Below are 26,832 nucleotides of genomic sequence, written 5' to 3' on the forward strand. Positions count from 1 at the left end.
CCGTTGCTGGCGGCGTGCGATGTCTGGCTTGCGCTTTTCTGTCGTGCAAGGCCGAAATTAGGCAGGACAGGTGAAGCAGCCGACTGGCACGAGTGAACGGGGGGTGAACCTCGGCGGTCGGCCTGGTGCGACATCGCATGACGGAAAGTACCCGAGTGATTACTGTTCGCTGAGTACGTCGAGCAGGGCGTCGACGAGCCGCTGGTCACGGAGCTGGGTGAGCCGCTCGCGGGCCTCGGCGGGAGGCAGCCACCGGACGCGGTCGACCTCGTCGCCGGGCACGAAGTGGCCGCCGGTCGACTCGGCCGCCCAGTAGTCGACGCGCTTGGGGCGGCCCTGGACGGCGTAGTGGACGGTGGGCAGCCGGCTTCCGGGCGCGCAGCGGTGGCCGGTCTCCTCCTCGACCTCGCGCACGGCGCCGGCGAGCGGGTCCTCGCCCCGCTTCAGCTTGCCCTTGGGGAAGGACCAGTCGTCGTAGCGGGGGCGGTGGACCAGGCAGAGCTCCGGGCCGCCGTCGACGGGGGAGCGGCGCCACAGGACGCAGCCGGCCGCGAGGACGGGCGCCCCGGCGTTCACGGACGTCACCGGGTGACCACCGCCTCGTGCTGCCAGACCCGCTGGAAGGCGAAACGTGCCGCCTCGACCTCGTGGCGCTGGTCGGCGTGGAGCACGCCGAGGGCGTACGCGGTCGCCGGGGCGATACGGGGTGTCCGCGCGGCCTGCGCCGCCGCCTGGGCCGCCGCCGCGGCCTCGCGGTGGACGTCCAGGGCGCGGCCCGCCTCGACGAGCCGGGGGTCGTGGCAGGCGTGGCCCAGCAGGGCCTCCTGGGCGTACCGGTGCAGGCGCAGCAGGGAGCGGACCTTCAGCCAGGGGGCGTCCTGGGCGTCAGGGACGGTGTCCGCGGCGAGGCCGTGGGTCAGGGCGCCCGCGTTGTACGGGTGGCCCGCCTGGCTCAGCGGGAGGGCGGCGACGGCTTCGGCGAGGTCCGCCTCCGCCTTGGCCGCGAGGTGCTTCGGGTCGTCCGGGGCGCCGGTGAGGGGGACCTCGCTGGCCAGCACGGCGATGGTGTCCGCCACCGCGTGGAACCGGGAGGAGCCGAGGGCCTGGAGGGCGGTGGAGTGGGCCCGCGTGCGGGCCAGCGTGAGCTGCCGCTCAAGGAGCGCCGCGGCCTTGGCCGCGCCCACCGTCAGGCCGCGTGAACTCCTGCCCGGCTCATCGGCGCCCGGCGGCGGGAGCCGCTCCCAGCCCTCCCCGAGCTGCCGGTCCCGTTCGAGCAGGGGGGAGCCCGATCTCCGCGCGGTACGTCTGCCCGCGGCGGGGACGGCGGTGAGGCCGCTGTCCGCGGGCGTGGTGAGCGGTGCCGGGGCGGGCCCGGGCACCGGGGTCCCCGAGAGGCGGTGCAGGGCCGCCAGGAGGCGGCTCAGGCGGGCGGCGCAGGCGTACTCCTGGGCGAGCGTGCCGCGGAGCCAGGCCAGTTCGGGGCGCAGCACCGCCGCCCACTCGGGGTCGAGCAGCGGGCGGAACGTGTGCAGCGAGCCGCCGATCCGGCGGGCCGCGCGGCGCAGGGAGCGGGCCGCCTCCAGGGAGTCCTCCGCGCCCCGCGCGTCCGTCGTGGACTCGCGGTGCAGCCGCAGCGAGCGCAGGAACTCCGTGGCCTGGCCGCGCAGGTAGGCCGGCAGGGCCCCGTCCGCCGCGTCGGTCTCCGCCACTGTCGTCTCATGGTGTTGCTGTGCCACGCCGGCGCCTCCGGGCGTCTATGAGCATCTCCTGTACGTTCCGCAGGGGCTGGCCTTCCGGATCCAGCGAGTGGCGGGTCCAGTTGCCGTCCGCGCCCAGGTGCCAGGAGGCGGTGGTGTCCGACATGCCGGTCTCCAGGAGCCGGCTCAGGGCCGCACGGTGCGCCGGGTCCTGGACCCTGACGAGCGCCTCGATGCGGCGGTCGAGATTGCGGTGCATCATGTCGGCGCTGCCGATCCACACCTCCGGTTCGCCGCCGTTGCCGAAGGCGAAGACGCGGGAGTGCTCCAGGAAGCGGCCGAGGACGGACCGTACGCGGATGTTCTCCGAGAGCCCCGCGACGCCGGGCCGCAGCGCGCAGATCCCGCGCACCCACACGTCCACCTCGACGCCCGCCTGCGAGGCGCGGTACAGCGAGTCGATGACGCCCTCGTCGACCATCGAGTTGACCTTGACGCGGACGTAGGCGGGGCGGCCCGCGCGGTGGTGCTGGGCCTCCTTGTCGATACGGGCGACGAGCCCGTCGCGCAGCGACCTGGGTGCCACCAGGAGGCGGCGGTAGGTCTCCCTGCGGGAGTAGCCGGAGAGGCGGTTGAACAGGTCGGAGAGGTCCGCGCCGACCTCGGCGTTCGACGTGAGGAGGCCGAGGTCCTCGTAGAGCCGTGCGGTCTTGGGGTGGTAGTTGCCGGTGCCCACGTGCGAGTAGCGGACCAGGGTGTCGCCCTCCTGGCGCACGACCAGGGAGAGCTTGCAGTGGGTCTTCAGGCCGACGATGCCGTAGACCACATGGCAGCCCGCCTCCTCCAGCTTCCTCGCCCACTTGATGTTGGCCTGCTCGTCGAAGCGGGCCTTGATCTCGACGAGGACGAGGACCTGCTTGCCGGACTCCGCGGCGTCGATCAGCGCGTCCACTATCGGGGAGTCGCCCGACGTGCGGTACAGCGTCTGCTTGATGGCGAGGACGTCCGGATCGGCCGCGGCCTGCTCCAGGAACGCCTGGACGGAGGTGGAGAAGCTGTCGTACGGGTGGTGGAGCAGCACGTCGCGCTCGCGCAGGGCGGCGAAGATGTCGGGCGCGGACGCCGACTCGACCTCGGCGAGGTCACGGTGGGTGCCCGCCACGAACTTGGGGTACTTCAGCTCCGGCCGGTCCAGCTTGGCGATGCTGAAGAGCCCGGTGAGGTCGAGCGGGCCCGGCAGCGGATAGACCTCCGCCTCGCTGATCTTCAGCTCGCGCACCAGGAGGCTGAGGACGTTCGGCGCGATGGACTCCTCCACCTCCAGGCGCACGGGCGGCCCGAAGCGGCGCCGCATGAGTTCCTTCTCCAGGGCCTGGAGGAGGTTCTCGGCGTCGTCCTCCTCGACCTCAAGGTCCTCGTTCCTGGTGAGCCGGAACATGTGGTGCTCCTGGATCTCCATGCCCGGGAAGAGCTCCTGGAGGTGCGCGGGAGCGGCGATGACGTCCTCTATGGGGACGTAGCGCTGGGGCGAGGCCTCCAGGAAGCGCGAGAGCAGCGGCGGGACCTTGACCCGCGCGAAGTGCTGATGGCCCGAGACCGGGTTGCGTACGACCACGGCGAGGTTGAGCGAGAGCCCCGAGATGTACGGGAACGGGTGCGCGGGGTCCACGGCCAGCGGGGTCAGGACGGGGAAGATCTGCTTCCGGAAGAGCGTGAAGAGGCGGGACTGCTCCTTGTCGGTCAGTTCCTGCCAGCGGACGAGCTGGATGCCCTCGTCGGCGAGGCCGGGCGAGACGTCGTCCTGGTAGCAGGCGGCGTGCCGGGCCATGAGCTCGCGGGAGCGGTTCCAGATCAGTTCGAGGACCTCGCGGGGCTGGAGCCCCGAGGCCGAACGGGTGGCGACACCGGTGGCTATGCGGCGCTTGAGGCCCGCCACGCGCACCATGAAGAACTCGTCCAGGTTCGAGGCGAAGATCGCGAGGAAGTTCGCCCGTTCGAGGAGCGGGGTGTTCGGGTCCTCGGCGAGTTCGAGCACCCGCTCGTTGAAGGCGAGCCAGCTCCGCTCCCGGTCGAGGAACCGGCCCTGGGGCAGCCCGTGCCCGTCGTGCCCCGTCTGGCCGTCCTCGTCGTAGGAGTCGAGGTCGGCGTCGATGTCGGGGGCGAGGTCGGAGACGGTGGCCGCGATGGTGTGCGGCCTGTGCGCGGCTATGGAACCGACGGAGGGCTGGGCGTGCTGTACCTGTCCCGGCGTGTTCTGCTGGCTCATGGAGCCATTCTTCCGCGAGGGCATGCCGATAGGCGCGTCGGAGAGCGCGGGAGTGAGACGGCGCTTCCCGTTCTTCGGGGACGGCTTACCGTTTTTCCGGGGTGGCTTCCCCGTCTCCGGGGACGGCTTCCCGGTCTCCGGGGGTGGGTCGGGCACGGCGGGCTGCATTTCCTGAGCGTCGCAAGCTTGTCTGAATCAGCGGTTACGGCGACATGACGTGCGGGACATGGACCGAAGACCCCCGGGGGTTCTGGCCGGGGGCCTTCGACACGGGGCGTCGGCTCAGGCGGTGCGGCGGCGCAGCACCCGGAAGGCGGCGTAGACGGCGGCGGCGGTGAGGGTGAGGAGGATGCCGGTCTCGATCAACTGGGTGTACCAGAAGTGCGATCGGGGGTGGTACTCCATGTACCAGCCGGTGACCTCGGTGTCGGCGGGGCAGGAGAAGCCGGGCTGCGGCCTCGGTACGCACTGCCCCACGTGGAACCGGTCTCCGGCGGCGTTGGTGACGCCCTGGTCCATGGAGAAGGAGTCCGTGGGGTACCGGTCGGGGAAGGAACCCTCGGCGGAAGCGGGCCCCGTAGCGGTTCGTACGGGCACCAGGTGCCAGCGGGCGTTGCCCATCCCCCACAGGAGGATGCCGGTGACGAGGCCGGTGGCGGCCATCGCGGGCAGCGTGCGCCGCGTGACGAACCCGATGAGCGTGCCGAGGGCCACGGCGAACAGGGAGTACGCGACCAGGGCGGGGCCGGTCGCCTCGTAGACGCCCCGGTCGGCCCAGTGGAGGTTCGCGCGAAAGCCGAGCACGTCGGAGCCGCCGAGCTGGAGGGCCGCCATGAGGACGAGCGTCGCACCCAGGGCGATCGCGGCGGCCGTGGTCAGCCGTGAGGCGAGCCAGCGTGCGGGGGAGACGGACTGGGTCCAGGAGACCTTGTACACCCCGCTCTCCATCTCGCGGGCGATGAACGGGCCCGCGACGAAGACGCCGATGAGCAGGGGCAGCAGAAGCAGCGCCAGGGAGCCGTTCTCCATGCTGGTGTAGAGCAGCTCGCGCGCGCTGGCGAAGCCGAGGAACGTCTCGCAGGGCTTGCCCACGAGGCAGTTGTCCACGGATTCCGGGTAGGCATGGGCCGCCCAACGGAGCCAGCCGGTGTAGACGAGCGCCGCCAGGAGAACGGCGCCGCCCGTCCACAGCGAGCCCCGGTGCAGCCGTACGTCCACCCAGCGAGAACCCCGTAGCGTCGGCAGGCTCATGCCGTCACCCCCTGCGCGGGGAGCGCCGTCGTACCCGGCGTGAGGAGAACCGGCGCGTCCGGTGCGCGGAGATGGGACAGCAACAGTTCCTCCAGGGAAGGTTCCTCGACCTCCCAGCCGGCGCCGAGGGGGCCCTCGGGGCGGATCAGGGCGGTGACGCCGCGCCCCGTGGCGCGGGAGTCGATGACGGTGTGCGGGGCGAGGTCGGCGGCGGGGCGCGCCCCGGTCACCAGGGCGTGCGCGGCGATCAGGTCGTCGATGCCGCCGCCGAGCCTGACCTGCCCGGCGGATACGAGGAGCAGGTGGTCGCAGGCGTCGGCGAGCTCGCCGACGATGTGCGACGACATGACCACGGTGGTCCCGTGCTCGGCGGCCTCGGCCATGAGCGTGCCCATGAGCTGGTGGCGCGCGAGCGGGTCGAGGTCGGCCATGGGCTCGTCCAGGAGCAGGAGTTCGGCCCGCTTGCCCAGCGCCAGGGCGAGTGCGACCCGGGTGCGCTGGCCCCCGGAGAGCGTACGGACGCGCGCGGTCATGTCGAGCCCCGCGCCGTCCACGACACGCTCGGCCACGGCCATGTCCCAGCGCCCGGCGTTGAGTTCGGCGCCGAGCCGCAGGGTGCCTGCGATGGTCAGCTGCGGGTAGAGCGGCTTGTCCTGGGCGACGTAGGCCACGCGGGTGCGGGCCTCGGCCGGGGTGGTGCCGAGGACGGTCAGCGTGCCCGCGCTGGGGCGGTCGAGCCCGGCGGCGAGGGCGAGCAGCGTGGACTTGCCGGCGCCGTTCGGGCCGACGACCGCGCAGACGCGCCCGGCGGGCAGCCGGAACGCGCAGTCGCGCAGGGCGTGGCGGTGCCGGCCGTAACGTTTGGTGAGGGCGTGCGCCTCGATGGCGGTGCCGGTCGTGCCGGTCATGCGGGGTCCCCCTCGGTCCTTGAAGCTCGCGGTGCGGGCCGCTCCGCGAACTGCTCCTCAAGTACGGCGGCGAAGAGCGCCGCCACGTCGTCCTTCTCCAGGCCCGCCGTCCGGGCCCGCGCGGCCCACTCGACGAGCTCCCCCCGCAGCGGCGAGTCCGCCGGTGTACGGCCCAGTGACTTCCGTACGAAGGTGCCGAGGCCACGGCGGGCTTCCACCAGGCCCTCGCGCTCCAGCTCCCGGTAGGCCTTCAGGACCGTGTTCGGGTTGATGGCGGTCGCCTCGACGACCTCGCGGGCCGTGGGCAGCTTGTCGCCGGGCTCCAGCAGGCCGAGGCGGAGCGCCTGGCGGGTCTGCTGGACGATCTGGAGATAGGTGGCGACGCCACTGCGCCGGTCGATGCGGAACTCGACCACTGCTGCACCACCCTTTCACTAATTGAGTAGTGAAAGGGTGGTGCAAGAGAGGGGCGACGTCAAGTGACGCCGCCCCTCAAGGACTTCACCGGCCCCGCGAAGGGCTTGACCGGCCCCCGCTCCTCGGCGGGAAGCCGCAGGTCAGGTCTCCGTGCGGTACATCAGGTCCGTCTCGTGGGTGACGAAGCCGAGGCGTTCGTAGACACTGACGGCGGCCTTGTTGTCCGCGTCCACGTACAGCATCGCGGTCGGCAGGCCCGCCTCGGCGAGGTGGCGCAGGCCCGTCGTGGTCAGGGCCTTGCCGAGGCCGCCGCCCTGGGCGCCCGGGCGGACCCCGAGCACGTACACCTCGCCGAGGCGCTCCTGCTCGTGCACCTTCGTCCAGTGGAAGCCCACCAGCCGGCCGTCGCTCTCGCGCTCGGCCAGGAAGAAGCCCGCCGGGTCGAACCACGGCTCGGCCTTGCGGTCGTCCAGGTCGCGCTGGGTGAGGGAGCCCTGCTCGGGGTGGTGCGCGAAGGCCTCGGCGTTCACCGCGAGCCAGGCCGCGTCGTCCTGGCCGGGGACGAAGGTGCGCAGGGAGACGCCCTCGGGGAGGACCGGCTCGGGCAGCTCCAGGTCCGCCAAGGGGCGCCGCATCTGCCGCAGTTCGCGGAAGAGGGAGAGGCCGAGCACCTGCGCCAGGTGCCGGGCCGCGGAGTGGCCGCCGTGCGCCCAGACGCGCAGGCGCCGCCCGGACTGGGCGAGCAGCGCGGAGCCGAGCGCCCTGCCGTGGCCGCGGCCGCGGTGCGAGGGGTGCACGACCAGTTCGGCGGCGGGGGCCTCCACGGGGTCGGTGTCTTCCAGTTGCGCGTACCCCACGAGGTCGTCGCCGACGCTGAGCAGCAGGTGCTCGACGCCCTCGCGCGCGCCGCCGCGGAGCTGTAGCCGCCCCTGCTCGGACACCGCCTGCTGCCCGTCGTTGCGCGCGGCCTCGGCGAGGAGCCCGAGCACGGCGTCGGCCTGCGCGGAGGTGAGGGCGGAGAGGGTGTCGATCTTCCGGAGGGGAGCGGGGGCCTGTGCCTCGGCGGGGCGGTCGTCAGTCATACGTCAGACGGTAGCGGGCGGCGGCGCGGGTCCGGTGGCGGCCTTGGGCACCGTCCGTCGCGCTCCGCGCTCGTCCCCGGGCGCCGGACGGGCTCCGGACGGGCTCCGGCCCTCGCCGGCCTGGGCGGATTCACGGGTGCGCAACCAGGCTGTAACCCGTTCCCCTCTGTTGCGCTACGCGCGTTGACTCTAGGCTGCCGACGGTCTCGTACCTCGTACGTCCCGTCCCGCATCCGCATCCAACCCCCAGGGGAAACGCGTGTCCGTCAGATCGAAGAACCGGCGGCCCAGGCGCCGTGCCACCCGTGTCCTTGCCGTGGCGGCGGGCCTCGCGACCGCCGGGGCGTTGGTCGCCGCGTTGCCCGCCAGTGCGGGACAGGACCACGCCGGGCAGGGCAAGGGCGGCAAGAAGCGCACCGTCGATGTGCAGCTGCTGTCCTTCAACGACTTCCACGGCAATCTCCAGCCGCCCGCGGGCTCCTCGGGCCAGGTGACGGAGAAGCAGGCCGACGGGACCGAGAAGAAGATCGACGCCGGCGGCGTCGAGTACCTGGCGACCTCCCTGCGCACCGCCCGCAAGGCGCACCCCTACAGCGTGACGGCCGCCGCCGGTGACCTCATCGGCGCGAGCCCGCTGCTCTCCGGCCTCTTCCACGACGAGCCCACGGTCCAGGCGATGAACAAGCTGGACCTGGACGTCACGAGCGTCGGCAACCACGAGTTCGACGAGGGCGCCAAGGAGCTGGCCCGCATCCAGAACGGCGGCTGCCACCCCAAGGACGGCTGCTACGAGAAGGACAGGCGGGGCAAGGACAAGCAGTTCGAGGGCGCCGACTACCCCTACCTCGCGGCCAACGTCACGGACGAGAAGACCGGCAAGCCGATCCTCAAGCCCTACCACGTGTGGAAGCACAAGGGCGTCAAGATCGGCTTCATCGGTGTGACCCTTGAGGGCACCCCCGACATCGTCTCCGCCGACGGCATCAAGGGCCTGAAGTTCCACGACGAGATCGAGACGGTCAACAAGTACGCCAAGATCCTCGACAAGCAGGGCGTGAAGTCCATCGTCACGCTCATCCACGAGGGCGGCGTGCCCGCGAGCCCGACGTACAACTACGACTGCGACTCACCGGGCGCCGGCGACGGCATCTCCGGGCCGATCACCGACATCGCCAAGGGCATCACGCCCAAGGTGGACGCCCTGGTCACGGGCCACACGCACAACGCGTACGTCTGCACGGTCCCCGACCCGGCGGGCAACCCGCGCATGGTCACCTCGGCGTCCTCCTACGGCAAGCTCTACACCGACACCACGCTGACGTACGACCGCAGGACCAAGGACATCGTCCGCACCAGCGTGCAGTCCGCGAACCACGTCGTCAGCCGCGAGCAGGCCAAGGCGCCCGACATGACCTCGCTGATCTCCCGCTGGGACAAGCTGGCCGCGCCCATTGCCGGCAAGGCCGTCGGCTACATCTCCGCCGACATCCCCGGCCGCGGCGCCACCACCCCCGAGTCCCCGCTCGGCGACCTCATCGCGGACGCGCAGCTCGCGCACGCCAAGTCCCTGGACCCGGAAGCTGATCTGGCGCTGATGAACCCGGGCGGCATCCGCTCCGACATCGTGCACAAGGCGAGCGGGAACGAGGGCGACGGCGTCGTCACGTACGGCGAGGCGTTCACCGTGCAGCCGTTCAGCAACACGGTCAACCTCGTCGACCTGACCGGCGCTCAGCTCGTCACCGCCCTGAAGCAGCAGGTCAGCGGGGCCAACGCCAACTCCCCGAAGATCCTTCAGATCTCGGACGGGCTGACGTACACCCTCGACATGACCAGGACCGGCGCCGACCGTGTCGTCACCGGCTCGATCAAGCTGAACGGCAAGGCGCTCGACCCGGCGGCCACCTACCGCGTCGCCCTGAACTCCTTCCTCGCCGGGGGCGGCGACGGCCTCCCCGAGCTGGGCAAGGGCGCGAAGCCGCTGGTGGGCGCGGACGACCTGAAGGCGTTCAACGACTACCTGAGCGCCAACTCCTCGGCGGACAAGCCCATCGCCCCGCCGAAGGCCGACCGGATCACGGTCGTGAAGTGACCTCTCGGAAGTGACGTAGATGACGTCCCGGTGAACTTCGGCGCCCTGACCAGGGGCGGTTCCGGCGCGGTTTCGGCGCGCTAAGCCGCCGAAACCGTCGCTTACCGGGAGTCAGGCTTGGGGTGGGGTGTGAACGTATGGTGAGATCGACCGATGCGTTCCCCCCACCGCATAGCCACGCATCCTTCGGATGCCCCTCATGACCACTCCGATGTCGCTGTCGACCACTTCGACCGCGGGCACGACACCGCTCGGCTCCCGGCCGCCCCGTACACCAATCCGTACGAGGAGCTGGCCGCCCTCGCGCCGAACCCGCTGGATGAGTTCCTCCGCGAGGACAAGGCGTCGCAGGGACCGGACGGACCGGACGGGCCGGACGGCGAGGACGACTCCTGGGAGCCGCCCAACCACCGCCGGCGCCGCCGCAGCCGTCGCCGCAACCGCTTCGCGGGCCTTCCGCTGGCCGCGAAGGCCCTGGTCGCCCTGGTCGTCGCCGCCGCCTTCCTCGCTCTCGGCGACCGCTGGGCGCTGCTCTACGCCGAGCACGAGGCCGCGGACAAGCTCAAGGACCAGATGAACCTGAGCGCGGCGCCCGAGGTCGACATCGAGGGCTTCCCGTTCCTCACTCAGGTCCTCGACAAGCGCCTGGACCGGGTGAAGGTGACCGTCCCGGACGTCGCGGCCGACCGCGTCTCGCTCGCCAAGGTCTCCGCGACCGCCACCGACGTCAGGATCGACGGGGACGGGCCCACCTCGGTCAAGGGCGCGCGGATCGGCGCCATGAACGGCGAGGTGCTCCTCTCCTTCGAGGACCTCAACCGTGAACTGGGAGCCTCGCAGGTCACGTTCACCGGCAAGGGCCGCGACCAGGTCCTCGCGCGCGGCACGCTGCCCGTGGCGGGCCACGACCTGAAGGTGCGCGCCGACGCCCGTATCCAGCGCAACGGCGACCGCGGCATCTCCACCGACATCGGCGGCATGAGCCTCCAGCTCGGCGACCTCGCGACGTACCGCCCCGGCACGCGCGAGAAGGAGGGCCTGCACCTGTCGAAGAAGTCCGCCGACCGCGTCGCCGAGGAGACGTCGAAGGCGAGGGCCCTGCTCTCCGTCCCCGCGATCGTCGAGCGGCTCGGCGTGCCCGACGCGGTCGTCCGCGAGGCGCTGAAGAGCGACACCAAGCTGAACGAGCTGACCGGTTCCGCCCGCTTCGCCGACGACGTGATGAGCCTCAACCTCATCGACGTCGCGATGGGCCACCCCTGGCTGCTCAAGAAGCTCGGCCTCGACCCCGCCCTGCTCAAGGGCCTCTCCGGTCTCACCCGTCCCGTCCTCGCCGACCGCCTTACCCTCGCCTTCCAGCTCCCGAAGCCGCCGGGCGCGGGCACGGTGACGCTCCAGGACGTGACCGTGGAGAAGGAAGGCATCCGCGTACGGCTCACCGGCTCGGGGCTCGGCATCGGCGGCTAGCCGGACCCTCGGAGGGAGTCGATGGATCAACCCTCCAGGTCCGCACGCCCGTCCCGTACGGAGAGCCGCCTCCCCCGGAAGCCGGAACGGAGCCGTCTGTCGTGGCTGGCGATGACCAGCGTCCCCCGGTAGCCGGCGAGCGCCGCCTCCAGCTCCTCGACCAGGGCGGGCGACAGATGGTTGGTGGGCTCGTCCAGGAGGAGCAGGTCCAGGGGGCGGGTGACCAGCTCGGCCAGTTCGAGGCGGCGGCGCTGGCCCATCGACAGGGCCCGCACCGGGAGACCGAGGTCCGCCTCGCGGAAGAGACCGAGGGCGAGCAGCTCCTCGCGCCGCTCCGCACCGAAGACGGAGAGCACCGACCGCCGCTCGTCCCAGCGCGAACCGTCCTGCCGCAGATGACCCACCCTCGCCGGACGCCGGACCTCGCCGCCCTCGGGGGTCAGCTCCCCGGCGAGGAGCCGCAGCAGCGTCGACTTGCCCGCGCCGTTGGGGCCGGTCACGAGCAGCCGTTCGCCCGCCTCGATCCGCAGCGTCCCCTCGACCGTCAGCCGCCCCGGCACCCGCACATCGGTCAGCTCGACCGCGTCCGCGGCCTCCCCCTCGACGCGCGCGGCGAAGCGCAGGGGCCGCGGGGGCTGCGGCACCGGCCGCTCGGTCAGGCGTTGCAGCCGTTCGCGGGCGTTGCGGATGCGCCCCATCGCCCCGTGCGCCCGTGACCTGGCCCGGAAGGCGCCCGCGCCGCTGAACGCGCTGGGTGCCTTGCGGGGGATCGCCGACAGCAGCCCGGCGTTGGACTCGGCGAGCGCGGAGTGCCGGGCCACCTCGGCACGCCACTCCTCGTACTCCCGCTCATGGCGTGCGCGTTCGGCCGCCCTCGCGGTCAGGTATCCCGCGTAACCGTTGCCGTAGCGGCGCACGGTCCGCGTGGCGCCGTCCACCTCCAGGATGGTCGTGGTGACCCGGTCCAGGAAGGTCCGGTCGTGCGTGACGGCGATGACGGTGCCGCGGTGCGCGCGCAGCCGGTCCTCCAGCCAGCGCACGGCCTCGTCGTCCAGGTCGTTCGTCGGCTCGTCGAGGAGGAGGAGCTCGGGCGAGGAGGCGAGGGTGCCTGCCAGCGCCAGGCGCGAGCGCTGCCCGCCGGAGAGCGTGACCAGCGGGCGCGCGCGGTCCAGCGGCTCCCGCTCGCCGAGGCGGCGCAGCGTGACCTCCACGCGGCGGTCGGCGTCGTGGCCGCCGCGCGCCTCGAACTCGGCGACCAGGGCGGCGTACCGCTCGTACGCCGCCGTGTCCGCGCCCTCAAGGGATGCCTCGGCGGCCCGTATGCGCCGCTCCAGGGAACGCAGCTCGGCCAGGGCCACGTCGACCGCGTCCCCGACGCTCGCGCTGCCCGGCAGCTCGATCGCCTGGGCGAGGTATCCCGTGCCGCCGGGGGCGGCGACGGTGACGGTGCCGTTGTCCGGCAGCTCCCGCCCGGCGAGGAGGCGCAGCAGGGTCGACTTGCCCGAGCCGTTGTCCCCGATGACGCCGGCTCTCTCGCCGGGCCGGACGGTGAGGGACACGCGGTCGAGGACGACACGGTCCTCGTAGCGCTTGGTGAGGTGGGTGAGGGTGAGCTGGGAGCGGCCGGCGGCCGTGGGGGCGGTTGCTGGGAACAAGTGGGTGGCCTTTCGTCGGCTACGGGGGGCATCGCGCGAGGCGGTGAGCGCGTTCAGCAACAGGACGATACGGCTCGTCTCGCGTCTCGACGGGTCGACGGTAGCGGGTTGAACGGTGCTTGACAAGACGTAACGTCTCGTTGGTTCCGCGGCGGGACGGGCCCGTGCACCCGCGCACGTCAGGACGTCAGGGCACGTCAGGCAGTTCGCTCGGCGGTGGGGTCGCCGCGCCCGGCAGCCGTACCGCCGCCACCGTGCCGCCGCCGTCGGCCGGGCCGAGCGTCACCTCGCCGCCGGACTGCCGCACCGTGCGGGCCACGATGGACAGGCCGAGGCCTGAACCCGGCAGGCTCCGGGCCGACGGTGAGCGCCAGAAGCGGTCGAAGACGTGGGGGAGATCCTCGGCGGGGATGCCGGGGCCGTGGTCGCGTACCGTCAGCTCGCCGTTCTTCAGGGCGACCTCGATGACGGAACCCGCCGGGCCGAACTTCACCGCGTTGTCGAAGAGGTTGACCACCGCGCGCTCCAGGGCCGCGGGCTCCCCGCGGACGAACCAGGGGTCGACGTCCGCCGAGAACGTCAGCTCGGGGCCGCGCAGCCGGGCCCGGTCGAGCGCCGCGTCGACGATGTCGTGCAGGGCGATCACCTGCACCCTGCCGCTCGCGTGGCCCGCGTCGGGGCGGGACAGCTCCTGGAGGTCGCCGATGAGCGAGGCCAGCTCCGTCATCTGCGCCTTGACCGAGGCGAGCAGCGCCCTGCGGTCGTCGGGCGGGATGGCCCGGCCCGTGTCCTCGCTGCGGGCCAGCAGCTCGATGTTCGTGCGCAAGGAGGTCAGCGGGGTGCGCAGCTCGTGGCCCGCGTCGGCGATGAGCTGCTGCTGGAGGTCGCGGGAGGTGGCCAGCGAGGCGGTCATGGAGTTGAACGACGCGGACAGGCGGGCGATCTCGTCGTCGCCGTCCACGGGGATACGGAGGTCGAGATCCTCCGTGCGGGCGACGTGCTCCACGGCCTCGGTGAGCCGGTCCACCGGGCGCAGGCCGGTGCGGGCCACCCAGAGGCCGGCCGCGCCGGCGCCGAGGATGCCGATGCCGCCGACGAGCGTGAGGATCAGGGTGAGGTTGCCGAGGGTGTCGTCGACCTCGCTGAGGGGGCGGGCCGTGGAGACGGCGTACGCGGTGCCGTCCAGCGGGTAGGTCAGCACGCGGTACTCGGTGCCGTCGGAGGCGGTCGCGTTGTGGAAGGACGCCGGCGATTCACGGCGGGCGATCTCGGTGTCCACCTGTTCGAGCCCGAGGCTCTGTTCGCCGAAGACGACGCAACTGCCACCGCTCTGGTCGACCACCTGCACCGTCTGGTTGAGCAGATTCGGCGCGCCCTCGTTCTGCTTGACGATCGTGCGGCGGCACTGACCGCGGTCGTCGATCATGCTGCGCACCCAGTCCTCGCCGACGGACCTCTCGTTCAGCGAGTCGTCCAGCGAATCGATCAGCGCGTCCCGCACCACGAACCAGCACACCGCCGCCGCCAGGGCCACCGCGACCGCCACGGCCGTGGAGACCAGCAACGCCAGCCGCGAGCGCAACGGCAGGGAGCGGAACCGCCGTACCGGCCCGGTCATTCGCCGCCCCGCAGCACGTACCCCACGCCCCGCACCGTGTGCACGAGGCGCGGTTCGCCGGCCGCCTCCGTCTTGCGGCGCAGGTACATCACGTACACGTCCAGGGAGTTGGAGGACGGCTCGAAGTCGAAGCCCCAGACGGCCTTGAGGATCTGTTCGCGGGTCAGGACCTGCCGGGGGTGGGCGAGAAACATCTCCAGGAGGGTGAACTCCGTACGCGTCAGCTCGACGGTGCGTCCGCCCCGCGTGACCTCGCGCGTCGCCAGGTCCATCCGCAGGTCGGCGAAGGCCAGGACGTCGCCCTCCTCGGCCTGGCCTGCGGCGGCCGCGTACGAACTGCGGCGCAGGAGCGCCCTGATGCGGGCGAAGAGCTCGTCCAGCTCGAACGGCTTGACCAGGTAGTCGTCGGCTCCGGCGTCGAGTCCCGTGACGCGGTCGCCGACGGTGTCGCGCGCGGTCAGCATGAGGATCGGCGTGGTCACACCGGTGGCGCGGAGCCTGCGCGCGGCCGTGAGGCCGTCCATGCGCGGCATCTGGATGTCGAGGACCACGAGGTCGGGGCGGTACGCGGCGGCCTTGTCGAGCGCGTCGGCGCCGTCCACGGCGACCTCGGTGCCGTAGCCCTCGAAGGCGAGGCTGCGCTGGAGCGCCTCCCGCACGGCGGGTTCGTCGTCCACGATCAGGATGCGCTGCTGCTCGCGGTCACCATCGGCGGGGCTCATCGTGACAGGTCCTCGGAAGTGGTCGGGGCGGGGGCGGCAGGTATCAGCCTCGCATGCGGGCGCGGGAGGCGCGGCGCGCGGCGGGCCGTGCGTCCGGGGCGGCGGAGAGGGGTGTCACGACCGCTCCCCGGCCCGCAGCTTGCCGAGGTCGTCCTTGACCGTGTTGACCGGGATGGCGAAGCCGAGGCCGACGCTGCCGGAGCCGGTCCCGGAGCCCGCCTGCGAGGAAGCGGGCGAGTACATCGCGGAGTTGATGCCGACGATGTTGCCGTTCATGTCGATGAGGGCGCCGCCGGAGTTGCCGGGGTTGAGCGAGGCGTCCGTCTGGAGCGCCTTGTACGTGGTCTTCGATGACCCCGTGTCACCGTTGAACTCCTGCCCGCCGAACTCGAACGGCCAGCCGCCCTGCTCCTGCTGGGGCTGCTGCCCCTCGCCCGTCGACACGGTGACGTCCCGGTCGAGCGCGGAGACGATGCCGCTGGTGACGGTGCCGGTCAGGCCCTCGGGGGAGCCGATGGCGACGACCTCGTCGCCGACCTTGACGTTGTCGGAGTCGCCGAGGGTCGCGGGCTTCAGCCCCGAGGCGTCCTTGAGCTGGATGAGCGCGAGGTCCTTCTTGCTGTCGGTGCCGACGAGCTCGGCCTCGTACGTCTTGCCGTCGTTCGTCCGCACCTTGATCGACGAGGCGCCCGAGATCACGTGGTTGTTGGTGATGATCTCGCCGTCGCTCTTGGTGATGACGCCGGAGCCGGTCGACTCGCCCTGACCGGAGGTGGCGCTGATCTCGACGATGCTGGGGCTGACCGCCTGCGCGACACCGGCGACGGTGCCCTTCTGGCTGGTCGGCACGACGTCCGTGCTGGTGGCCGAGGAGGAGCCGCCGCCCTGGTGGGTGAGCGTCTGCACCGCGTACGCCGTGCCGCCGCCGACCGCCGCGGCCGCGATGGCCACGGCCGCCAGCAGGGCCGCGGGGCCCCTGGCGCGGCGGCGCTTCGGCCCGGGCCCCTGGTGGACCGCGTCCGGCGCGAAGCCGGGCGGGGGCGGATACGCGCTCTGCTGGTACGCGTCGCCCTGTGTACCGCCGGGGTGAACAGGCGCGGACGGCTGCTGCTGGGGGTACTCGCCGCTCGGGCGGAAGGTCTCGGTCATGTCTACGAGACTGGGCGCCGTACATGAGAGCTGTCTGAGTACGTCCTGAGAAGCCCGGCAGAAGTGCGTATGCCCCTTATAAAGGCGCTCAGGACCTGGCTCTCAGGCCCGGCCGGGGCCGGGTGTTACTCGCAGCCGCAGGACTGCCGTACGACCAGCCGCGAAGGGAACAGCTTCAGCCGTTCCCGCCGCGATCCCGCGACCCGCAGCCCGTCGTCGAGGACCAGGTCCACCGCCGCGCGGGCCATCGCCGGGCGGTCGGAGGCGACCGTCGTCAGGGGCGGGTCCGTGAGGCCCGCCTCCTTGACGTCGTCGAAGCCGGCGACGGCCAGCTCGCCCGGCACGTCGATGCGCAGCTCGCGGGCGGCCCGCAGGATGCCGATGGCCTGGTCGTCCGTGGAGCAGAAGATGGCGGTGGGCCGGTCGGGCCGCGCGAGCAGCTTCAGGCCGACCTGATACGCGTCGTAGCGGTTGAACGGGGCCTCGAAGAGCCGCCCCTCCACCGGCAGGCCGGCCTCCCGCATCGCGCGCCGCCAGCCCTCGACGTGGTCGGAGACCGGGTCGCCGACGGTCGGGGTGTCGGGCGTGCCGCCGACACACGCGACGTACGCGTGGCCGTGTTCGAGCAGGTGCCGGGTGGCGAGCTGCGCGCCGCCGACGTCGTCCGTGACGACCGCGACGTCGTCGATGGCCTCGGGCCGCTCGTGCAGGAGCACCACGCGCGCGTCCCACACGTCGATCTCGGCGGCGGCCTGGTCGGACAGGCCGTGGCTGACGAGGATGAGGCCGGAGACCCGCATGCCGAGGAAGGCGCGCAGGTAGTGGGTCTCGCGCTCCTCCACGTAGTCGGAGTTCCCGACGAGGACCATCTTTCCGCGCTCGGACGCCGCCTGTTCGACGGCGTGCGTCATCTCCGCGAAGAAGGGCTGACGCGCGTCCGGCACGATCATGCCTATGAGGTCCGTACGCCGGGAGGCCATGGCCTGCGCGACCCGGTCCGGACGGTAGCCCAGCTCCTTGATCGCGGCGAGTACACGCTCGCGCGTGGCCGGGGCGACCGGCCGGGGTCCGTTATTGATGACATAACTGACGACAGCGGTCGAAGTACCCGCCAGTCGCGCCACATCGTCCCGCGTCACCTTGGCCACGCGCGCAGTCTACGCGGATGGACCCCGAGCCCCTACGAGAGTTTCTGGGGCGCCCTCGGCGCGGTCCGCGCGGCCGGCTCCGCCGCGGACGCCGACGGCTCCCCGGCACCCTCGGGCCGCGGGGTCGCCGCCTTCGCCTTCTCCTCGTCGGCCGCGCGCTCCACCTTCTCCGGTGTCACGAAGCGGTATCCGACATTGCGGACCGTGCCGATCAGCGACTCGTGCTCGACGCCGAGCTTCGCGCGCAGCCGCCGCACGTGGACATCGACGGTGCGCGTGCCGCCGAAGTAGTCGTAGCCCCAGACCTCCTGGAGCAGTTGCGCGCGCGTGAAGACGCGGCCCGGGTGCTGCGCCAGGTACTTGATCAGCTCGAACTCCTTGAAGGTCAGGTCGAGGACCCGGCCCTTCAGCTTCGCGCTGTACGTCGCCTCGTCCACGGAGAGGTCGCCGTTGCGGATCTCCGTGGGGAGCTCGTCGGCGGTGATCTGGCTGCGGCCCATCGCGAGCCGGAGCCGCGCCTCGACCTCGGCGGGGCCCGCCGTGTCCAGGAGTACGTCGTCCACGCCCCACTCGGCGGTGACGGCGGCGAGACCGCCCTCCGTCACGACGAGGAGCAGCGGGCAGCCGGGCCCGGTGGAGCGCAGGAGCTGGCAGAGGCTGCGCACCTGCGGCAGTTCGCGGCGGCCGTCGACGAGGATGACGTCGGCGCCCGGGGTGTCGACGAGGGCGGGGCCCTCCGCCGGGGCGACGCGCACGTTGTGCAGGAGCAGGCCGAGGGCGGGGAGCACCTCCGTCGAGGGCTGGAGGGCGTTGGTGAGGAGCAGCAGAGAGCTCATCGCGTGGCGCCCCCGGATTCTCGGCCACGCTCGCACCGGGGGGCCGCGCGGCCTCGGTCTGGTCCCCGGCCTCGGTCTGTCCTGTGATCGTGCACGTTTCGCTCGCCCATAACGTCGGTTCCTCCTCGGTCCCTGCGGAGGGGGGTCCCCCTCGCTCCGGTGAGCTCGGGGGCGTTTACGGCACTGCTTCGTACGTCAGCTGCTGCGTTTTCGGGGGCCCGCGCCCGGGGCCCCACACGCCGTCACGCATGGCGCGTTTGAAAGCACAAAAGGACCCGGGGGCTTCGCTGCCCGGATCCTCTGCCCAGCAGAATAGCTCACATGAGTTCCGTTCCGGCAGGTCAAACGGCGCGATCTTCTGTGCAGCCGCTCACTTACGCGCAGTCTCCCGTTCGACAGCGCGTCACGCTGTGTACACAGGACGGGGTCGCCATCGAGGCCGCGTACGAGCCGGGGCCGGGGCCGCGCGGGGGCGCGGCGATCGTCGTCGCGCACGGTTTCAGCGGGGCCGCGGACCGGCCGCACGTACGCCGTATCGCCGCCGGCTTCGCCCAGCGTGCGGCCGTGATCACCTTCTCCTTCCGGGGGCACGGGGCCTCCGGCGGGCACTCCACGGTGGGCGACCGCGAGGTGCTCGACCTGGCGGCGGCGGTGGAGTGGGCGCGTTCGCTGGGGCACGCACACGTGGTGACCGTCGGGTTCTCGATGGGCGGTTCCGTGGTGCTCCGGCACGGTGCGTCGCACAGGGGGCGCACGGAAGCGCGGGCGGACGCGGTGGTCGCGGTAAGCGCTCCTGCGCGCTGGTTCTACCGGGGCACCGCCCCCATGCGGCGGCTGCACTGGATCGTGACCAGGCCCGCGGGGCGTGTGGTCGGCCGCTTCGGGCTGCGTACGAGAATCCACCCGCACGAGTGGGACCCCGTGCCCCTCTCCCCGGTCGAATCCGTCCCCCTCATCGCGCCCGCGCCGCTGCTCGTCGTGCACGGCACGCGGGACCCGTACTTCCCCGTCGACCACCCCCGGATGCTGGCCGCCGCCGCGCGGGAGGGGGCCGAACTGTGGCTGGAGGAGGGCATGGGACACGCGGAGCACGCGGTCTCCGACGAGCTGGCCGGACGGATCGCCGCGTGGGCCACGGCATCATGGACGTCGGCAACCGCCGACTGAAAGGGGAGTCGCATGGTGAACGGCACCATTCGCTACTGGGCCGCCGCCAAGGCGGCCGCGGGCGTCGCCGAGGAGCCCTACACCGCGGCGACGCTCGCCGAAGCGCTGGACGCCGCCCGCGAGCGGCACCCCGGGGAACTCGTCCGGGTCCTGCGGCGATGCTCCTTCCTCGTCGACGGCGACCCCGTAGGCACCCGTGGGCATGAGACCGTACGGCTGGCCGAGGGCGGCACGGTCGAGGTGCTCCCGCCGTTCGCAGGAGGATGAGCACCATGTCCAATCAGCCGTACGAGGGCTATGAGGGCTACGAGGGCCATGAGCCTCGTCAGGGGTACGAGGGGTACGAGGGGTACGCCCCGCAGCCGGGGCAGCAGCCGTACCCGGACCAGCAGTACCCCCAGGGCCAGCCGTATCCGTACCCGGAGCAGCCGTACCCGTACCCGGAGCAGCAGCAGTACGCCCAGCCGTACCCGAACCAGCAGCAGCAGTACCAGCCGCAGTACCAGCAGCCGCCGCAGTACCAGCAGCCCCAGTACCCCCAGCCCTACGAGCAGGACCAGTACGCCCAGCAGTGGGAGGGCCAGACCTGGGAGACGCAGGTGCAGCCGCCCGTCCCCGCGGTGGACGTGACGGAGACCGCGTACATGCCCGCGCAGGCCCCCCAGCCCCAGGCACCCCAGACGCAACTCCAGGCACCCCAGACGCAACCCCAGGCGCCCCACGAGCCCGCGGTGGTCGCTCCCGCCCCGGCACCCGGCGGCGCTGAACCCACCTACGGCCCCGCCACCACCACCGGCAACACCCGCGTCACCGACGCCCAGCGGGCCCGCGCCGAGGGGCGCTCGCCCGTCATAGAGCCGGGCATGCAGCCCGCGGCGCTGACCGCGCTGCTCGGTCTGCTGCTCGCCGGTGGCGCCGCCGTGGGGCAGTACGCGCTGCTCGTGCCGCTGGTCATCCTCCAGGCGGTGACGGCCGCGGGCTGGTTCCGGCTGAACGGCATGTGGCCCGCCCGGCAGGGCATCGCGCTCGCCTTCCTCGGCGGTCTCGTCGCCGACGCCGTGCTGCTCACCGTCGGCGAGGGGCACGGGCCCGCGGCCATCCTCGGCACCCTCGGCGTCTGGGTGCTGCTGGTGCTGGTGCTCCAGTTGCGCAGCCACGCCGGTGCCGACGAGCGGATGTACGGGCTCATGGCCACCGTCGTCTCCGCGGCGCTCGCGATCATCGCCGCGGGGCACCTCGCGGCCGTCCCCGACGCCGTGACCGTCGGCGGCGTCGCGGTCGCCGTGGCGGTCATGGCCCGCGCGCTGCCGCTGCCCACGCCCGCCTCCGTCGTCGTCGCGCTGCTCGCGGCCACCGGCAGCGGGATCGCCGTCGGCGGCATGACGGACATCGGCGGTGAGGGCGCGCTGCTCGCCCTCGGCGCGGGCGTCTGCGCGCTGATCGGGCACCGCGTGGCGAGCTACGACTACCCGTCCAGGTTCGTGCACATGACGGCGGGCGTCGCGCTGCCGCTCGCGGCGGCCGCCCCCGCGGTGTACGTCTTCGGCCGCGCCTTCGGCTGATCCCGTGGGCGAGCGCTCGCACCCCGTAGGCGATCGTCACAGCTGATCGACAGGTCCCCGGCCGCACCCGGCCGCCGGTGACCCGTCCTTTAGGCTCGCGGCATCGATAGTGAGAGCCTGTGTCATAGCCCCGGTCGGATCAGCGTGCGGCGTCTGGTGCGTGCGATCGCAAGGCGCCGGAGCGTCCTCGTGGCGGAGCCACGTGGGCGTTTCGGCAACGCCGCGAGCGTGCGTGCCAGGCGTCGCGCGCCCGGCCGGGGCTATGACACAGGCTCTAGGTGGGGGACAACGTGGGGGAACTCCGGACATGAGCAAGCGCGCGATACGCATACTCCTGATCGTCGTGGTCGTCCTGGGAGGCCTCTTCGTCGCGGCCGACCGGCTCGCCGTGAACTTCGCCGAGAGCGAGGCGGCCGAGAAGCTGCGCTCGAACGAGGGGCTCAGCGAGACACCCGACGTCTCCATCAAGGGCTTCCCGTTCCTGACCCAGGTCGTGGGCGGCGAGCTCGACGACGTCGAGGTCGGCATCAGTGACTACGACGCCAGGTCCGGATCCGACTCGATCCGCATCGCCGACCTGACGGCCCACATGAAGGGCGTGAAGTTCTCCGGCGACTACAGCTCCGCGACCGCCGCGACCGCCTCGGGCACGGCCCACGTCACGTACGACGAGCTGCTGAAGGCCGGCAAGTCCGAGCCCGTCGGGCTGCCGCTCGGCGCCACGGGCAAGGTCGTCGGCCTCTCCGACGGCGGCAACGGCAAGATCAAGGTCGAGATCGAGGTCAGCAAGGGCGCCACGAAGCTGCCCAAGCCCGTGTACGTGCTGAGCACGGTCCGCGTCGAGGGCGGCAGCATCAAGGTCCACGCGGACGAGATCCCGAAGAAGATCGATGTCCTCGGCATCTCCATCCCGCTCCCCGAGGACATGGCCCGCGACGTCACCGACTTCGAGCAGAAGATCGACGACCTGCCGGCCGGCATCAAGCTGGAGAAGGTCGACGTGGCGCCCAACGGCGTGGACATGTCGGTGACGGGCGAGAACGTCAGCCTGACGGGCTGAACCACCGCCTCCGAGGGGGCGGGCCGGGCGCGTCCGTCCGCAGTGCGAGACGGACGCGTCCGGCGGGCGGATGTGACGGGGCGGACACCGGCCCGGGGCGCCGCCGGGGCGCTTGCCGGGTTCAACCATTCTCATATCGTGGACGATCGCGTCTCAGCATGCGGAGCACCGGTGACACACCGCCCTCCGCGTCCCTACGATCGTCACCATGAAGCGACAGGCGGACCTCACGAAGCGGCGGGCAGTAGACCTGTGCCGCGTCGCCGCCATGCTCTGTCGCACCTTCTGACGGGAGCTCAGACCCCCGTTCGCCCCAGGCCCGTCGACGACGACTTCGGCCGGGCCGCCCCGTGCCACGTACGCCGCGCCTCCCCGCGCGTCAGAGCCGTACCCGCACGCCCCCTCGTAACGCCGCACCGCCGTAACTGCCCCGGAGGAGAAAAGCATGAGCCGCAGCGACGTCCTGGTAGACGCCGACTGGGTCGAGGCCCACATCGAGGACCCGAAGGTCGTCATCGTCGAGGTCGACGAGGACACCTCCGCGTACGACAAGAACCACATCAAGAACGCGATCCGCATCGACTGGACCACGGACCTCCAGGACCCGGTCCGCCGTGACTTCGTCGACCAGGAGGGCTTCGAGAAGCTCCTCTCGGCGAAGGGCATCGCCAACGACTCCACCGTCGTCCTCTACGGCGGCAACAACAACTGGTTCGCGTCGTACGCCTTCTGGTACTTCAAGCTCTACGGCCACCAGGACGTGAAGCTCCTCGACGGCGGCCGCAAGAAGTGGGAGCTCGACTCCCGCGACCTGGTCGACGGCGCCGAGGTGCCCAGCCGCCCCGCCACCCAGTACAAGGCCAAGCCCCAGGACACCTCGATCCGCGCCTACCGCGACGACGTCGTGGCGGCCATCGGCGCGCAGAACCTGGTCGACGTTCGCTCGCCCGACGAGTTCAGCGGCAAGCTGCTCGCCCCGGCGCACCTCCCGCAGGAGCAGTCGCAGCGCCCCGGCCACGTGCCGAGCGCCCGCAACATCCCGTGGTCGAAGAACGCCAACGACGACGGCACCTTCAAGTCCGACGACGAGCTCAAGGCCCTCTACGAGGACGAGCAGGTGGACCTCTCCAAGGACACCATCGCGTACTGCCGGATCGGTGAGCGTTCGGCCCTGACCTGGTTCGTCCTGCACGAGCTGCTCGGCCAGACCAACGTCAAGAACTACGACGGCTCGTGGACCGAGTACGGCTCGCTCGTCGGCGTGCCGATCGAGCTCGGCGCCAACAAGTAAGCCCGCCCGACCTTCCTTCCCCTCCCCAGTTTCCCAGGAGTACGCATGTGTGGAGCAAAGGCCGGCGGCCCCGACGCTTCGACGATCAAGCCCGGTGAGACCACGATCCAGGGCCAGGTGACCCGCGACGGCGAGCCCGTCACCGGTTACGTGCGCCTGCTCGACTCGACCGGCGAGTTCACCGCCGAGGTGCCCACCTCGGCCACCGGACAGTTCCGCTTCTACGCCGCCGAGGGCACGTGGACCCTCCGGGCGCTGATCCCAGGCGGCACGGCGGACCGCACGGTCGTCGCCCGGACGGGCGGCCTCGCGGAGGTGGCGATCGCGGTCTGATCCGCGCCGCGCCGTGATCGGCCGAAGGGCCGCACCCCAGGGGGTTGGACGCCACTGGAACGGGGTGCGGCCCTTCGGCTACGGCGGTGGGCGGCCCTTCGGCTACGGCCGGTGCCTGCCGTCCAGCTCGTCCCACCACTCGTCGGACTTCGGGTCACCCGAGCAGTCGTCCCACCAGCGGTCTTCGGGGCCGCGGCGGTTCGCCACCATCGCGGCCACCGGCGGGATCACCATCGCCACGACGCACATCCCGACGGCGACGGGCATCGACCACAGCCGCACCACACCCCACGCCAGGACGAACAGGGTGACGCACGTCCCCATCATGGCGAAGTACACATGGCGCCTGCGCGCGTACATACGTCCAGCGTACGGCCGGTGCGGCTCAGTGGTGCGGCTCAGCGGCGGCTCAGTACACGAGCGCCTGGACGCCGTCCGTCATCGCCTCCTGGACGAACACCTGCGCCCCCGCGATCCGCACGCCCGCGATGACGTCCTTCTCCGTGATGTCGCGCCGGGCGGCGCACTGCGTGCAGAGCGTGATGCGGCCCGCGGCGATGATGGAGTCGATGAGATCCGGCAGCGGCGCGGCCTGCGGAAGTTCGAATTCCGCGGCGCGGCCCGGCAGCGCGAACCACGACGACTCGCCGGTCAGCCAGAGCGAGACCTCCACCCCGCTGGCCACGGCCACGGCCGCCACCGTGAAGGCCTGCGAGCAGCGCTCGGGGGCGTCGGCCCCGGCGGTCACCTTGATCACGAGCTTCTTCGCCATGGCCGCATCGTAAGGCCCCTCACCAAGAGGTACGGGCGCCGCCCGACTACAGTGGGACCGGCTCTGATACCTGCCCCGACCGCTCACCGAGGAGCACCCCGTGCTTGAGGCCTTCTTCTCCGCCCTGCTGGTTCTTGTCTGCGTCGGCGTTCTCGCCTTCGCCGGGCTCACCGTGAAGAAGCTGTACCAGGGCCAGCGCTGACGTCTCCCGACCCCACAGATCCCGCCACCACAGATCGCCTGAGCATCCCATGATCGAGATTCCGTCCGACCTGAACCCCGACCTCGTCCCCCTCGCCTTCCTCCTCGGCAACTGGGCGGGCGCGGGCGTCACCGACTTCCCCGGCGCCGAGAAGGCGAACTTCGGCCAGGAGGTCTCCTTCACGCACGACGGGCGGGACTTCATCGAGTACCGCTCGTACACCTGGGTGCTCGACTCCGAGGGCAACAAGGTCAAGCCGCTGGAGTCCGAGTCCGGCTTCTGGCGGATCGACAAGGACCGCAAGGTCGAGGTCGTGATGGTCCGCGACGACGGCGTCGTCGAGGTCTGGTACGGCGAGCTGGCCGACAAGAAGCCGCAGATCGACCTGGCCACGGACGCCGTCGCGCGCACCGCCGCCTCCGGCCCCTACACCGGCGGCAAGCGGCTCTACGGCTACGTGAAGGGCGACCTCATGTGGGTCGGCGAGAAGCAGACCCCCGAGGTGCCGCTGCGGCCGTACATGTCGGCCCAGCTCAAGAAGGTCGTGACGCCCGAGGACGTCGCCGCCATGGCGCGCAACCTCGGTGACCTGCCGGACGACGGCATCGCTTTCTTCAAGTAGACCGCCGGACGACAGGGCCTAGAATCCCAGGTGTGGCGAGCACCGATGCGGACTGGAAGAGCGACCTGCGGCAGCGCGGCTACCGGCTGACGCCGCAGCGCCAGCTTGTCCTGGAAGCCGTCGACGCCCTTGAGCACGCGACCCCCGACGACATCCTCTGCGAAGTGCGCAAGACGGCGTCGGGGATCAACATCTCCACGGTCTACCGCACGCTCGAACTCCTGGAGGAGCTCAAGCTCGTCTCGCACGCCCACCTCGGGCACGGCGCCCCGACGTACCACCTCGCGGACCGCCACCACCACATCCACCTGGTGTGCCGGGACTGCACGGACGTCATCGAGGCGGACACCGCGATCGCCGCGGAGTTCACCGCCAAGCTGCGCGAGACCTTCGGCTTCGACACCGACCTGAAGCACTTCGCGATCTTCGGGCAATGCGAGAAGTGCGGGGCGAAGGCCCGGGAACGCGAGCCCCGGGCAGCGGAGCGCGCGGACGGGGAATAAGCGGGGCCGCGCCCAGGTCGTAGTGTGGGTGAACATGAAGAGCCCCCTGTTGTCCCTGCCCGGCGCCGTCCCCGCCGAGGGCGTGGACGAAGGCGTCGCCGCCCACTACGGCGAACTGTTCCGCGAGCAGCGCGCCCTCGCCGACGGCACCGGTTTCGTCGACCTCTCGCACCGCGGTGTGATCACCGTCACCGGCTCCGACCGGCTGAGCTGGCTGCACCTGCTGCTCACCCAGCACGTCAGCGAGCTCCCGCCGCACCGGGCCACCGAAGCGCTGATCCTCTCCGCCCACGGACACATCGAGCACGCCCTGTACCTCGTCGACGACGGCGAGACCATCTGGGCGCACGTCGAGCCCGGCACGCAGGACGCCCTCCTCGCCTACCTGGAGAGCATGAAGTTCTTCTACCGCGTGGAAGCGGCCGACAGAACGGACGACTTCGCGGTCGTCCACCTGCCCGCGGGCTCGATCGCCGCCGTCCCGGAGGGCGTCGTCGTACGCGAGACGCCGCATGGACGCGACCTGTTCCTGCCGCGCGCGGACCTGGAGGCGTACGCCGCGGGCAACGGCCCCGCGGCCGGTCTCCTCGCCTACGAGGCGCTGCGCGTGGAGGCCCACAGGCCGCGCCTCGGCTTCGAGACCGACCACCGCACCATCCCGCACGAGCTCGGCTGGATCGGCACCGCGGTGCACCTGGAGAAGGGCTGCTACCGCGGGCAGGAGACCGTCGCCCGCGTCCACAACCTGGGGAAGCCGCCGCGCCGCCTGGTCTTCCTGCACCTGGACGGCAGTGAGGTCCTCCTGCCGCCGGCCGGGACGCCGCTCCACCTCGCGAGCGAGGGCGCCGAGGGCCGCAAGCTGGGCTTCGTGACGACGTCCGTACGCCACCATGAGCTGGGGCCGATCGCGCTCGCGCTGGTCAAGCGCAATGTGCCGGTGGACGCCGAGCTGCTCGCGGGGGGCACGGCCGCCGCGCAGGAGGTCGTGGTCGAGCCCTGAGCCTGCCGGCGC

The 26,832-nt window shown here is 71.9% G+C and carries 27 protein-coding genes; 12 read left to right on the forward strand and 15 right to left on the reverse strand.

Annotated elements, in window-relative coordinates; all coding sequences use genetic code 11:
- Positions 1-159: 159 nt before the first annotated feature.
- From ACRAKF_RS21255 to mshD, 7 genes are all read right to left on the reverse strand, one after another.
- Positions 160-585 (reverse strand): NUDIX hydrolase, encoded by a 426-nt coding sequence (locus ACRAKF_RS21255; RefSeq protein ID WP_447038813.1) that lies wholly within the window; start codon positions 583-585, stop codon positions 160-162.
- On the reverse strand, positions 582-1,736 hold the full coding sequence (locus tag ACRAKF_RS21260; RefSeq protein WP_447038814.1) for a CHAD domain-containing protein: 1,155 nt from the start codon (positions 1,734-1,736) through the stop codon (positions 582-584). Before ACRAKF_RS21260 ends, ACRAKF_RS21255 begins: the two co-directional genes overlap by 4 nt.
- The gene (locus tag ACRAKF_RS21265; protein ID WP_447038815.1) at positions 1,717-3,963 is read right to left on the reverse strand and encodes an RNA degradosome polyphosphate kinase; all 2,247 of its coding nucleotides are present in this window, start codon (positions 3,961-3,963) and stop codon (positions 1,717-1,719) included. Before ACRAKF_RS21265 ends, ACRAKF_RS21260 begins: the two co-directional genes overlap by 20 nt.
- Positions 3,964-4,245: 282 nt before the next feature.
- Positions 4,246-5,214 (reverse strand): ABC transporter permease, encoded by a 969-nt coding sequence (locus ACRAKF_RS21270; RefSeq protein WP_447038817.1) that lies wholly within the window; start codon positions 5,212-5,214, stop codon positions 4,246-4,248.
- Positions 5,211-6,122, reverse strand: a complete 912-nt coding sequence (locus ACRAKF_RS21275; protein WP_447038818.1) for an ABC transporter ATP-binding protein — start codon at positions 6,120-6,122, stop codon at positions 5,211-5,213. The genes ACRAKF_RS21270 and ACRAKF_RS21275 overlap by 4 nt, the downstream gene beginning before the upstream one ends.
- Entirely contained in the window at positions 6,119-6,538 is a 420-nt protein-coding gene (locus tag ACRAKF_RS21280; protein WP_447038819.1) for a GntR family transcriptional regulator, read from the reverse strand. The genes ACRAKF_RS21275 and ACRAKF_RS21280 overlap by 4 nt, the downstream gene beginning before the upstream one ends.
- 141 nt (positions 6,539-6,679) lie before the next feature.
- Complete coding sequence (gene mshD / locus ACRAKF_RS21285) at positions 6,680-7,621, reverse strand: mycothiol synthase (RefSeq protein WP_447038820.1); 942 nt, start codon at positions 7,619-7,621, stop codon at positions 6,680-6,682.
- 259 nt (positions 7,622-7,880) lie between these two features.
- Here mshD and ACRAKF_RS21290 point away from each other — a divergent pair, with 259 nt between their 5' ends.
- Together ACRAKF_RS21290 and ACRAKF_RS21295 are read left to right on the forward strand one after the other, a co-directional pair.
- A complete protein-coding gene (locus ACRAKF_RS21290; protein ID WP_447038821.1) occupies positions 7,881-9,713 on the forward strand; it encodes a bifunctional metallophosphatase/5'-nucleotidase in 1,833 nt (610 codons plus the stop codon).
- A gap of 153 nt (positions 9,714-9,866) precedes the next feature.
- Positions 9,867-11,180 (forward strand): LmeA family phospholipid-binding protein, encoded by a 1,314-nt coding sequence (locus ACRAKF_RS21295; protein WP_447038822.1) that lies wholly within the window; start codon positions 9,867-9,869, stop codon positions 11,178-11,180.
- A 26-nt stretch (positions 11,181-11,206) separates the two neighbouring features.
- Here ACRAKF_RS21295 and abc-f read toward each other — a convergent pair whose 3' ends face one another.
- The 6 genes from abc-f to ACRAKF_RS21325 all read right to left on the reverse strand — a co-directional run bounded on the left by abc-f (position 11,207) and on the right by ACRAKF_RS21325 (position 18,308).
- Positions 11,207-12,835 carry a ribosomal protection-like ABC-F family protein gene (gene abc-f, locus ACRAKF_RS21300; RefSeq protein WP_447038823.1) on the reverse strand — a complete coding sequence of 543 codons (1,629 nt, stop codon included), beginning with the start codon at positions 12,833-12,835 and terminating at the stop codon, positions 11,207-11,209.
- 187 nt (positions 12,836-13,022) lie between these two features.
- Positions 13,023-14,453: a sensor histidine kinase gene (locus ACRAKF_RS21305; RefSeq protein ID WP_447038824.1), complete on the reverse strand. Its 1,431-nt coding sequence runs from the start codon at positions 14,451-14,453 to the stop codon at positions 13,023-13,025.
- Positions 14,450-15,175 carry a response regulator transcription factor gene (locus ACRAKF_RS21310; protein ID WP_447038825.1) on the reverse strand — a complete coding sequence of 242 codons (726 nt, stop codon included), beginning with the start codon at positions 15,173-15,175 and terminating at the stop codon, positions 14,450-14,452. Before ACRAKF_RS21310 ends, ACRAKF_RS21305 begins: the two co-directional genes overlap by 4 nt.
- 114 nt (positions 15,176-15,289) lie before the next feature.
- Positions 15,290-16,324 carry a S1C family serine protease gene (locus ACRAKF_RS21315; RefSeq protein ID WP_447038827.1) on the reverse strand — a complete coding sequence of 345 codons (1,035 nt, stop codon included), beginning with the start codon at positions 16,322-16,324 and terminating at the stop codon, positions 15,290-15,292.
- A 125-nt stretch (positions 16,325-16,449) separates the two neighbouring features.
- Positions 16,450-17,472, reverse strand: coding sequence for a LacI family DNA-binding transcriptional regulator (locus ACRAKF_RS21320; RefSeq protein WP_447038828.1), 1,023 nt, complete (start codon positions 17,470-17,472; stop codon positions 16,450-16,452).
- 32 nt (positions 17,473-17,504) lie between these two features.
- Positions 17,505-18,308 carry a response regulator transcription factor gene (locus ACRAKF_RS21325; RefSeq protein WP_447038829.1) on the reverse strand — a complete coding sequence of 268 codons (804 nt, stop codon included), beginning with the start codon at positions 18,306-18,308 and terminating at the stop codon, positions 17,505-17,507.
- Between the two features lie 321 nt (positions 18,309-18,629).
- Between ACRAKF_RS21325 and ACRAKF_RS21330 the strand changes: the two genes are divergently transcribed.
- From ACRAKF_RS21330 to ACRAKF_RS21360, 7 genes are all read left to right on the forward strand, one after another.
- Entirely contained in the window at positions 18,630-19,475 is an 846-nt protein-coding gene (locus ACRAKF_RS21330) for an alpha/beta hydrolase (RefSeq protein ID WP_447038830.1), read from the forward strand.
- 12 nt (positions 19,476-19,487) lie between these two features.
- The gene (locus ACRAKF_RS21335; RefSeq protein WP_447038831.1) at positions 19,488-19,742 is read left to right on the forward strand and encodes a MoaD/ThiS family protein; all 255 of its coding nucleotides are present in this window, start codon (positions 19,488-19,490) and stop codon (positions 19,740-19,742) included.
- Positions 19,743-19,747: 5 nt separating this feature from the next.
- The gene (locus tag ACRAKF_RS21340; RefSeq protein ID WP_447038832.1) at positions 19,748-21,037 is read left to right on the forward strand and encodes a hypothetical protein; all 1,290 of its coding nucleotides are present in this window, start codon (positions 19,748-19,750) and stop codon (positions 21,035-21,037) included.
- Positions 21,038-21,344: 307 nt separating this feature from the next.
- Positions 21,345-22,097: an LmeA family phospholipid-binding protein gene (locus ACRAKF_RS21345; RefSeq protein WP_447038833.1), complete on the forward strand. Its 753-nt coding sequence runs from the start codon at positions 21,345-21,347 to the stop codon at positions 22,095-22,097.
- Positions 22,098-22,305: 208 nt separating this feature from the next.
- Positions 22,306-22,386 carry a putative leader peptide gene (locus ACRAKF_RS21350; RefSeq protein WP_350310325.1) on the forward strand — a complete coding sequence of 27 codons (81 nt, stop codon included), beginning with the start codon at positions 22,306-22,308 and terminating at the stop codon, positions 22,384-22,386.
- Positions 22,387-22,542: 156 nt separating this feature from the next.
- Positions 22,543-23,388 carry a sulfurtransferase gene (locus tag ACRAKF_RS21355; RefSeq protein ID WP_447038834.1) on the forward strand — a complete coding sequence of 282 codons (846 nt, stop codon included), beginning with the start codon at positions 22,543-22,545 and terminating at the stop codon, positions 23,386-23,388.
- A gap of 45 nt (positions 23,389-23,433) precedes the next feature.
- Positions 23,434-23,721, forward strand: coding sequence for a DUF1416 domain-containing protein (locus ACRAKF_RS21360; protein ID WP_355819315.1), 288 nt, complete (start codon positions 23,434-23,436; stop codon positions 23,719-23,721).
- Positions 23,722-23,823: 102 nt separating this feature from the next.
- Here ACRAKF_RS21360 and ACRAKF_RS21365 read toward each other — a convergent pair whose 3' ends face one another.
- Positions 23,824-24,081, reverse strand: coding sequence for a DUF3099 domain-containing protein (locus tag ACRAKF_RS21365; RefSeq protein WP_447038835.1), 258 nt, complete (start codon positions 24,079-24,081; stop codon positions 23,824-23,826).
- 49 nt (positions 24,082-24,130) lie between these two features.
- Positions 24,131-24,493 (reverse strand): DsrE family protein, encoded by a 363-nt coding sequence (locus ACRAKF_RS21370; protein WP_447038837.1) that lies wholly within the window; start codon positions 24,491-24,493, stop codon positions 24,131-24,133.
- A 251-nt stretch (positions 24,494-24,744) separates the two neighbouring features.
- On the opposite strand from ACRAKF_RS21370, the gene ACRAKF_RS21375 reads away from it, so the two are divergent.
- From ACRAKF_RS21375 to ygfZ, 3 genes are read left to right on the forward strand one after another with little or no spacing between them, the layout of a single operon-like run.
- Positions 24,745-25,317 (forward strand): FABP family protein, encoded by a 573-nt coding sequence (locus ACRAKF_RS21375; protein ID WP_447038838.1) that lies wholly within the window; start codon positions 24,745-24,747, stop codon positions 25,315-25,317.
- 32 nt (positions 25,318-25,349) lie between these two features.
- A complete protein-coding gene (locus ACRAKF_RS21380) occupies positions 25,350-25,820 on the forward strand; it encodes a Fur family transcriptional regulator (protein ID WP_447038840.1) in 471 nt (156 codons plus the stop codon).
- Positions 25,821-25,854: 34 nt separating this feature from the next.
- Positions 25,855-26,820: a CAF17-like 4Fe-4S cluster assembly/insertion protein YgfZ gene (gene ygfZ / locus ACRAKF_RS21385; RefSeq protein ID WP_447038841.1), complete on the forward strand. Its 966-nt coding sequence runs from the start codon at positions 25,855-25,857 to the stop codon at positions 26,818-26,820.
- Positions 26,821-26,832 lie beyond the last annotated feature (12 nt).

Source organism: Streptomyces sp. DSM 118878 (genome assembly GCF_052936595.1).

Excerpts from the sequence above, each read along its gene's own strand:
- ACRAKF_RS21265 (WP_447038815.1), bottom strand. The coding sequence starts at position 3,963 with ATGAGCCAGCAGAACACGCCGGGACAGGTACAGCACGCCCAGCCCTCC.
- ACRAKF_RS21270 (WP_447038817.1), bottom strand. The coding sequence starts at position 5,214 with ATGAGCCTGCCGACGCTACGGGGTTCTCGCTGGGTGGACGTACGGCTG.
- ACRAKF_RS21275 (WP_447038818.1), bottom strand. The coding sequence starts at position 6,122 with ATGACCGGCACGACCGGCACCGCCATCGAGGCGCACGCCCTCACCAAA.
- mshD (WP_447038820.1), bottom strand. The coding sequence starts at position 7,621 with ATGACTGACGACCGCCCCGCCGAGGCACAGGCCCCCGCTCCCCTCCGG.
- ACRAKF_RS21295 (WP_447038822.1), top strand. The coding sequence starts at position 9,867 with ATGCGTTCCCCCCACCGCATAGCCACGCATCCTTCGGATGCCCCTCAT.
- ACRAKF_RS21305 (WP_447038824.1), bottom strand. The coding sequence starts at position 14,453 with ATGACCGGGCCGGTACGGCGGTTCCGCTCCCTGCCGTTGCGCTCGCGG.
- ACRAKF_RS21310 (WP_447038825.1), bottom strand. The coding sequence starts at position 15,175 with ATGAGCCCCGCCGATGGTGACCGCGAGCAGCAGCGCATCCTGATCGTG.
- ACRAKF_RS21315 (WP_447038827.1), bottom strand. The coding sequence starts at position 16,324 with ATGACCGAGACCTTCCGCCCGAGCGGCGAGTACCCCCAGCAGCAGCCG.
- ACRAKF_RS21325 (WP_447038829.1), bottom strand. The coding sequence starts at position 18,308 with ATGAGCTCTCTGCTGCTCCTCACCAACGCCCTCCAGCCCTCGACGGAG.
- ACRAKF_RS21330 (WP_447038830.1), top strand. The coding sequence starts at position 18,630 with ATGAGTTCCGTTCCGGCAGGTCAAACGGCGCGATCTTCTGTGCAGCCG.
- ACRAKF_RS21335 (WP_447038831.1), top strand. The coding sequence starts at position 19,488 with ATGGTGAACGGCACCATTCGCTACTGGGCCGCCGCCAAGGCGGCCGCG.
- ACRAKF_RS21340 (WP_447038832.1), top strand. The coding sequence starts at position 19,748 with ATGTCCAATCAGCCGTACGAGGGCTATGAGGGCTACGAGGGCCATGAG.
- ACRAKF_RS21345 (WP_447038833.1), top strand. The coding sequence starts at position 21,345 with ATGAGCAAGCGCGCGATACGCATACTCCTGATCGTCGTGGTCGTCCTG.
- ACRAKF_RS21350 (WP_350310325.1), top strand. The coding sequence starts at position 22,306 with ATGAAGCGACAGGCGGACCTCACGAAGCGGCGGGCAGTAGACCTGTGC.
- ACRAKF_RS21355 (WP_447038834.1), top strand. The coding sequence starts at position 22,543 with ATGAGCCGCAGCGACGTCCTGGTAGACGCCGACTGGGTCGAGGCCCAC.
- ACRAKF_RS21360 (WP_355819315.1), top strand. The coding sequence starts at position 23,434 with ATGTGTGGAGCAAAGGCCGGCGGCCCCGACGCTTCGACGATCAAGCCC.
- ACRAKF_RS21365 (WP_447038835.1), bottom strand. The coding sequence starts at position 24,081 with ATGTACGCGCGCAGGCGCCATGTGTACTTCGCCATGATGGGGACGTGC.
- ACRAKF_RS21370 (WP_447038837.1), bottom strand. The coding sequence starts at position 24,493 with ATGGCGAAGAAGCTCGTGATCAAGGTGACCGCCGGGGCCGACGCCCCC.
- ACRAKF_RS21375 (WP_447038838.1), top strand. The coding sequence starts at position 24,745 with ATGATCGAGATTCCGTCCGACCTGAACCCCGACCTCGTCCCCCTCGCC.
- ygfZ (WP_447038841.1), top strand. The coding sequence starts at position 25,855 with ATGAAGAGCCCCCTGTTGTCCCTGCCCGGCGCCGTCCCCGCCGAGGGC.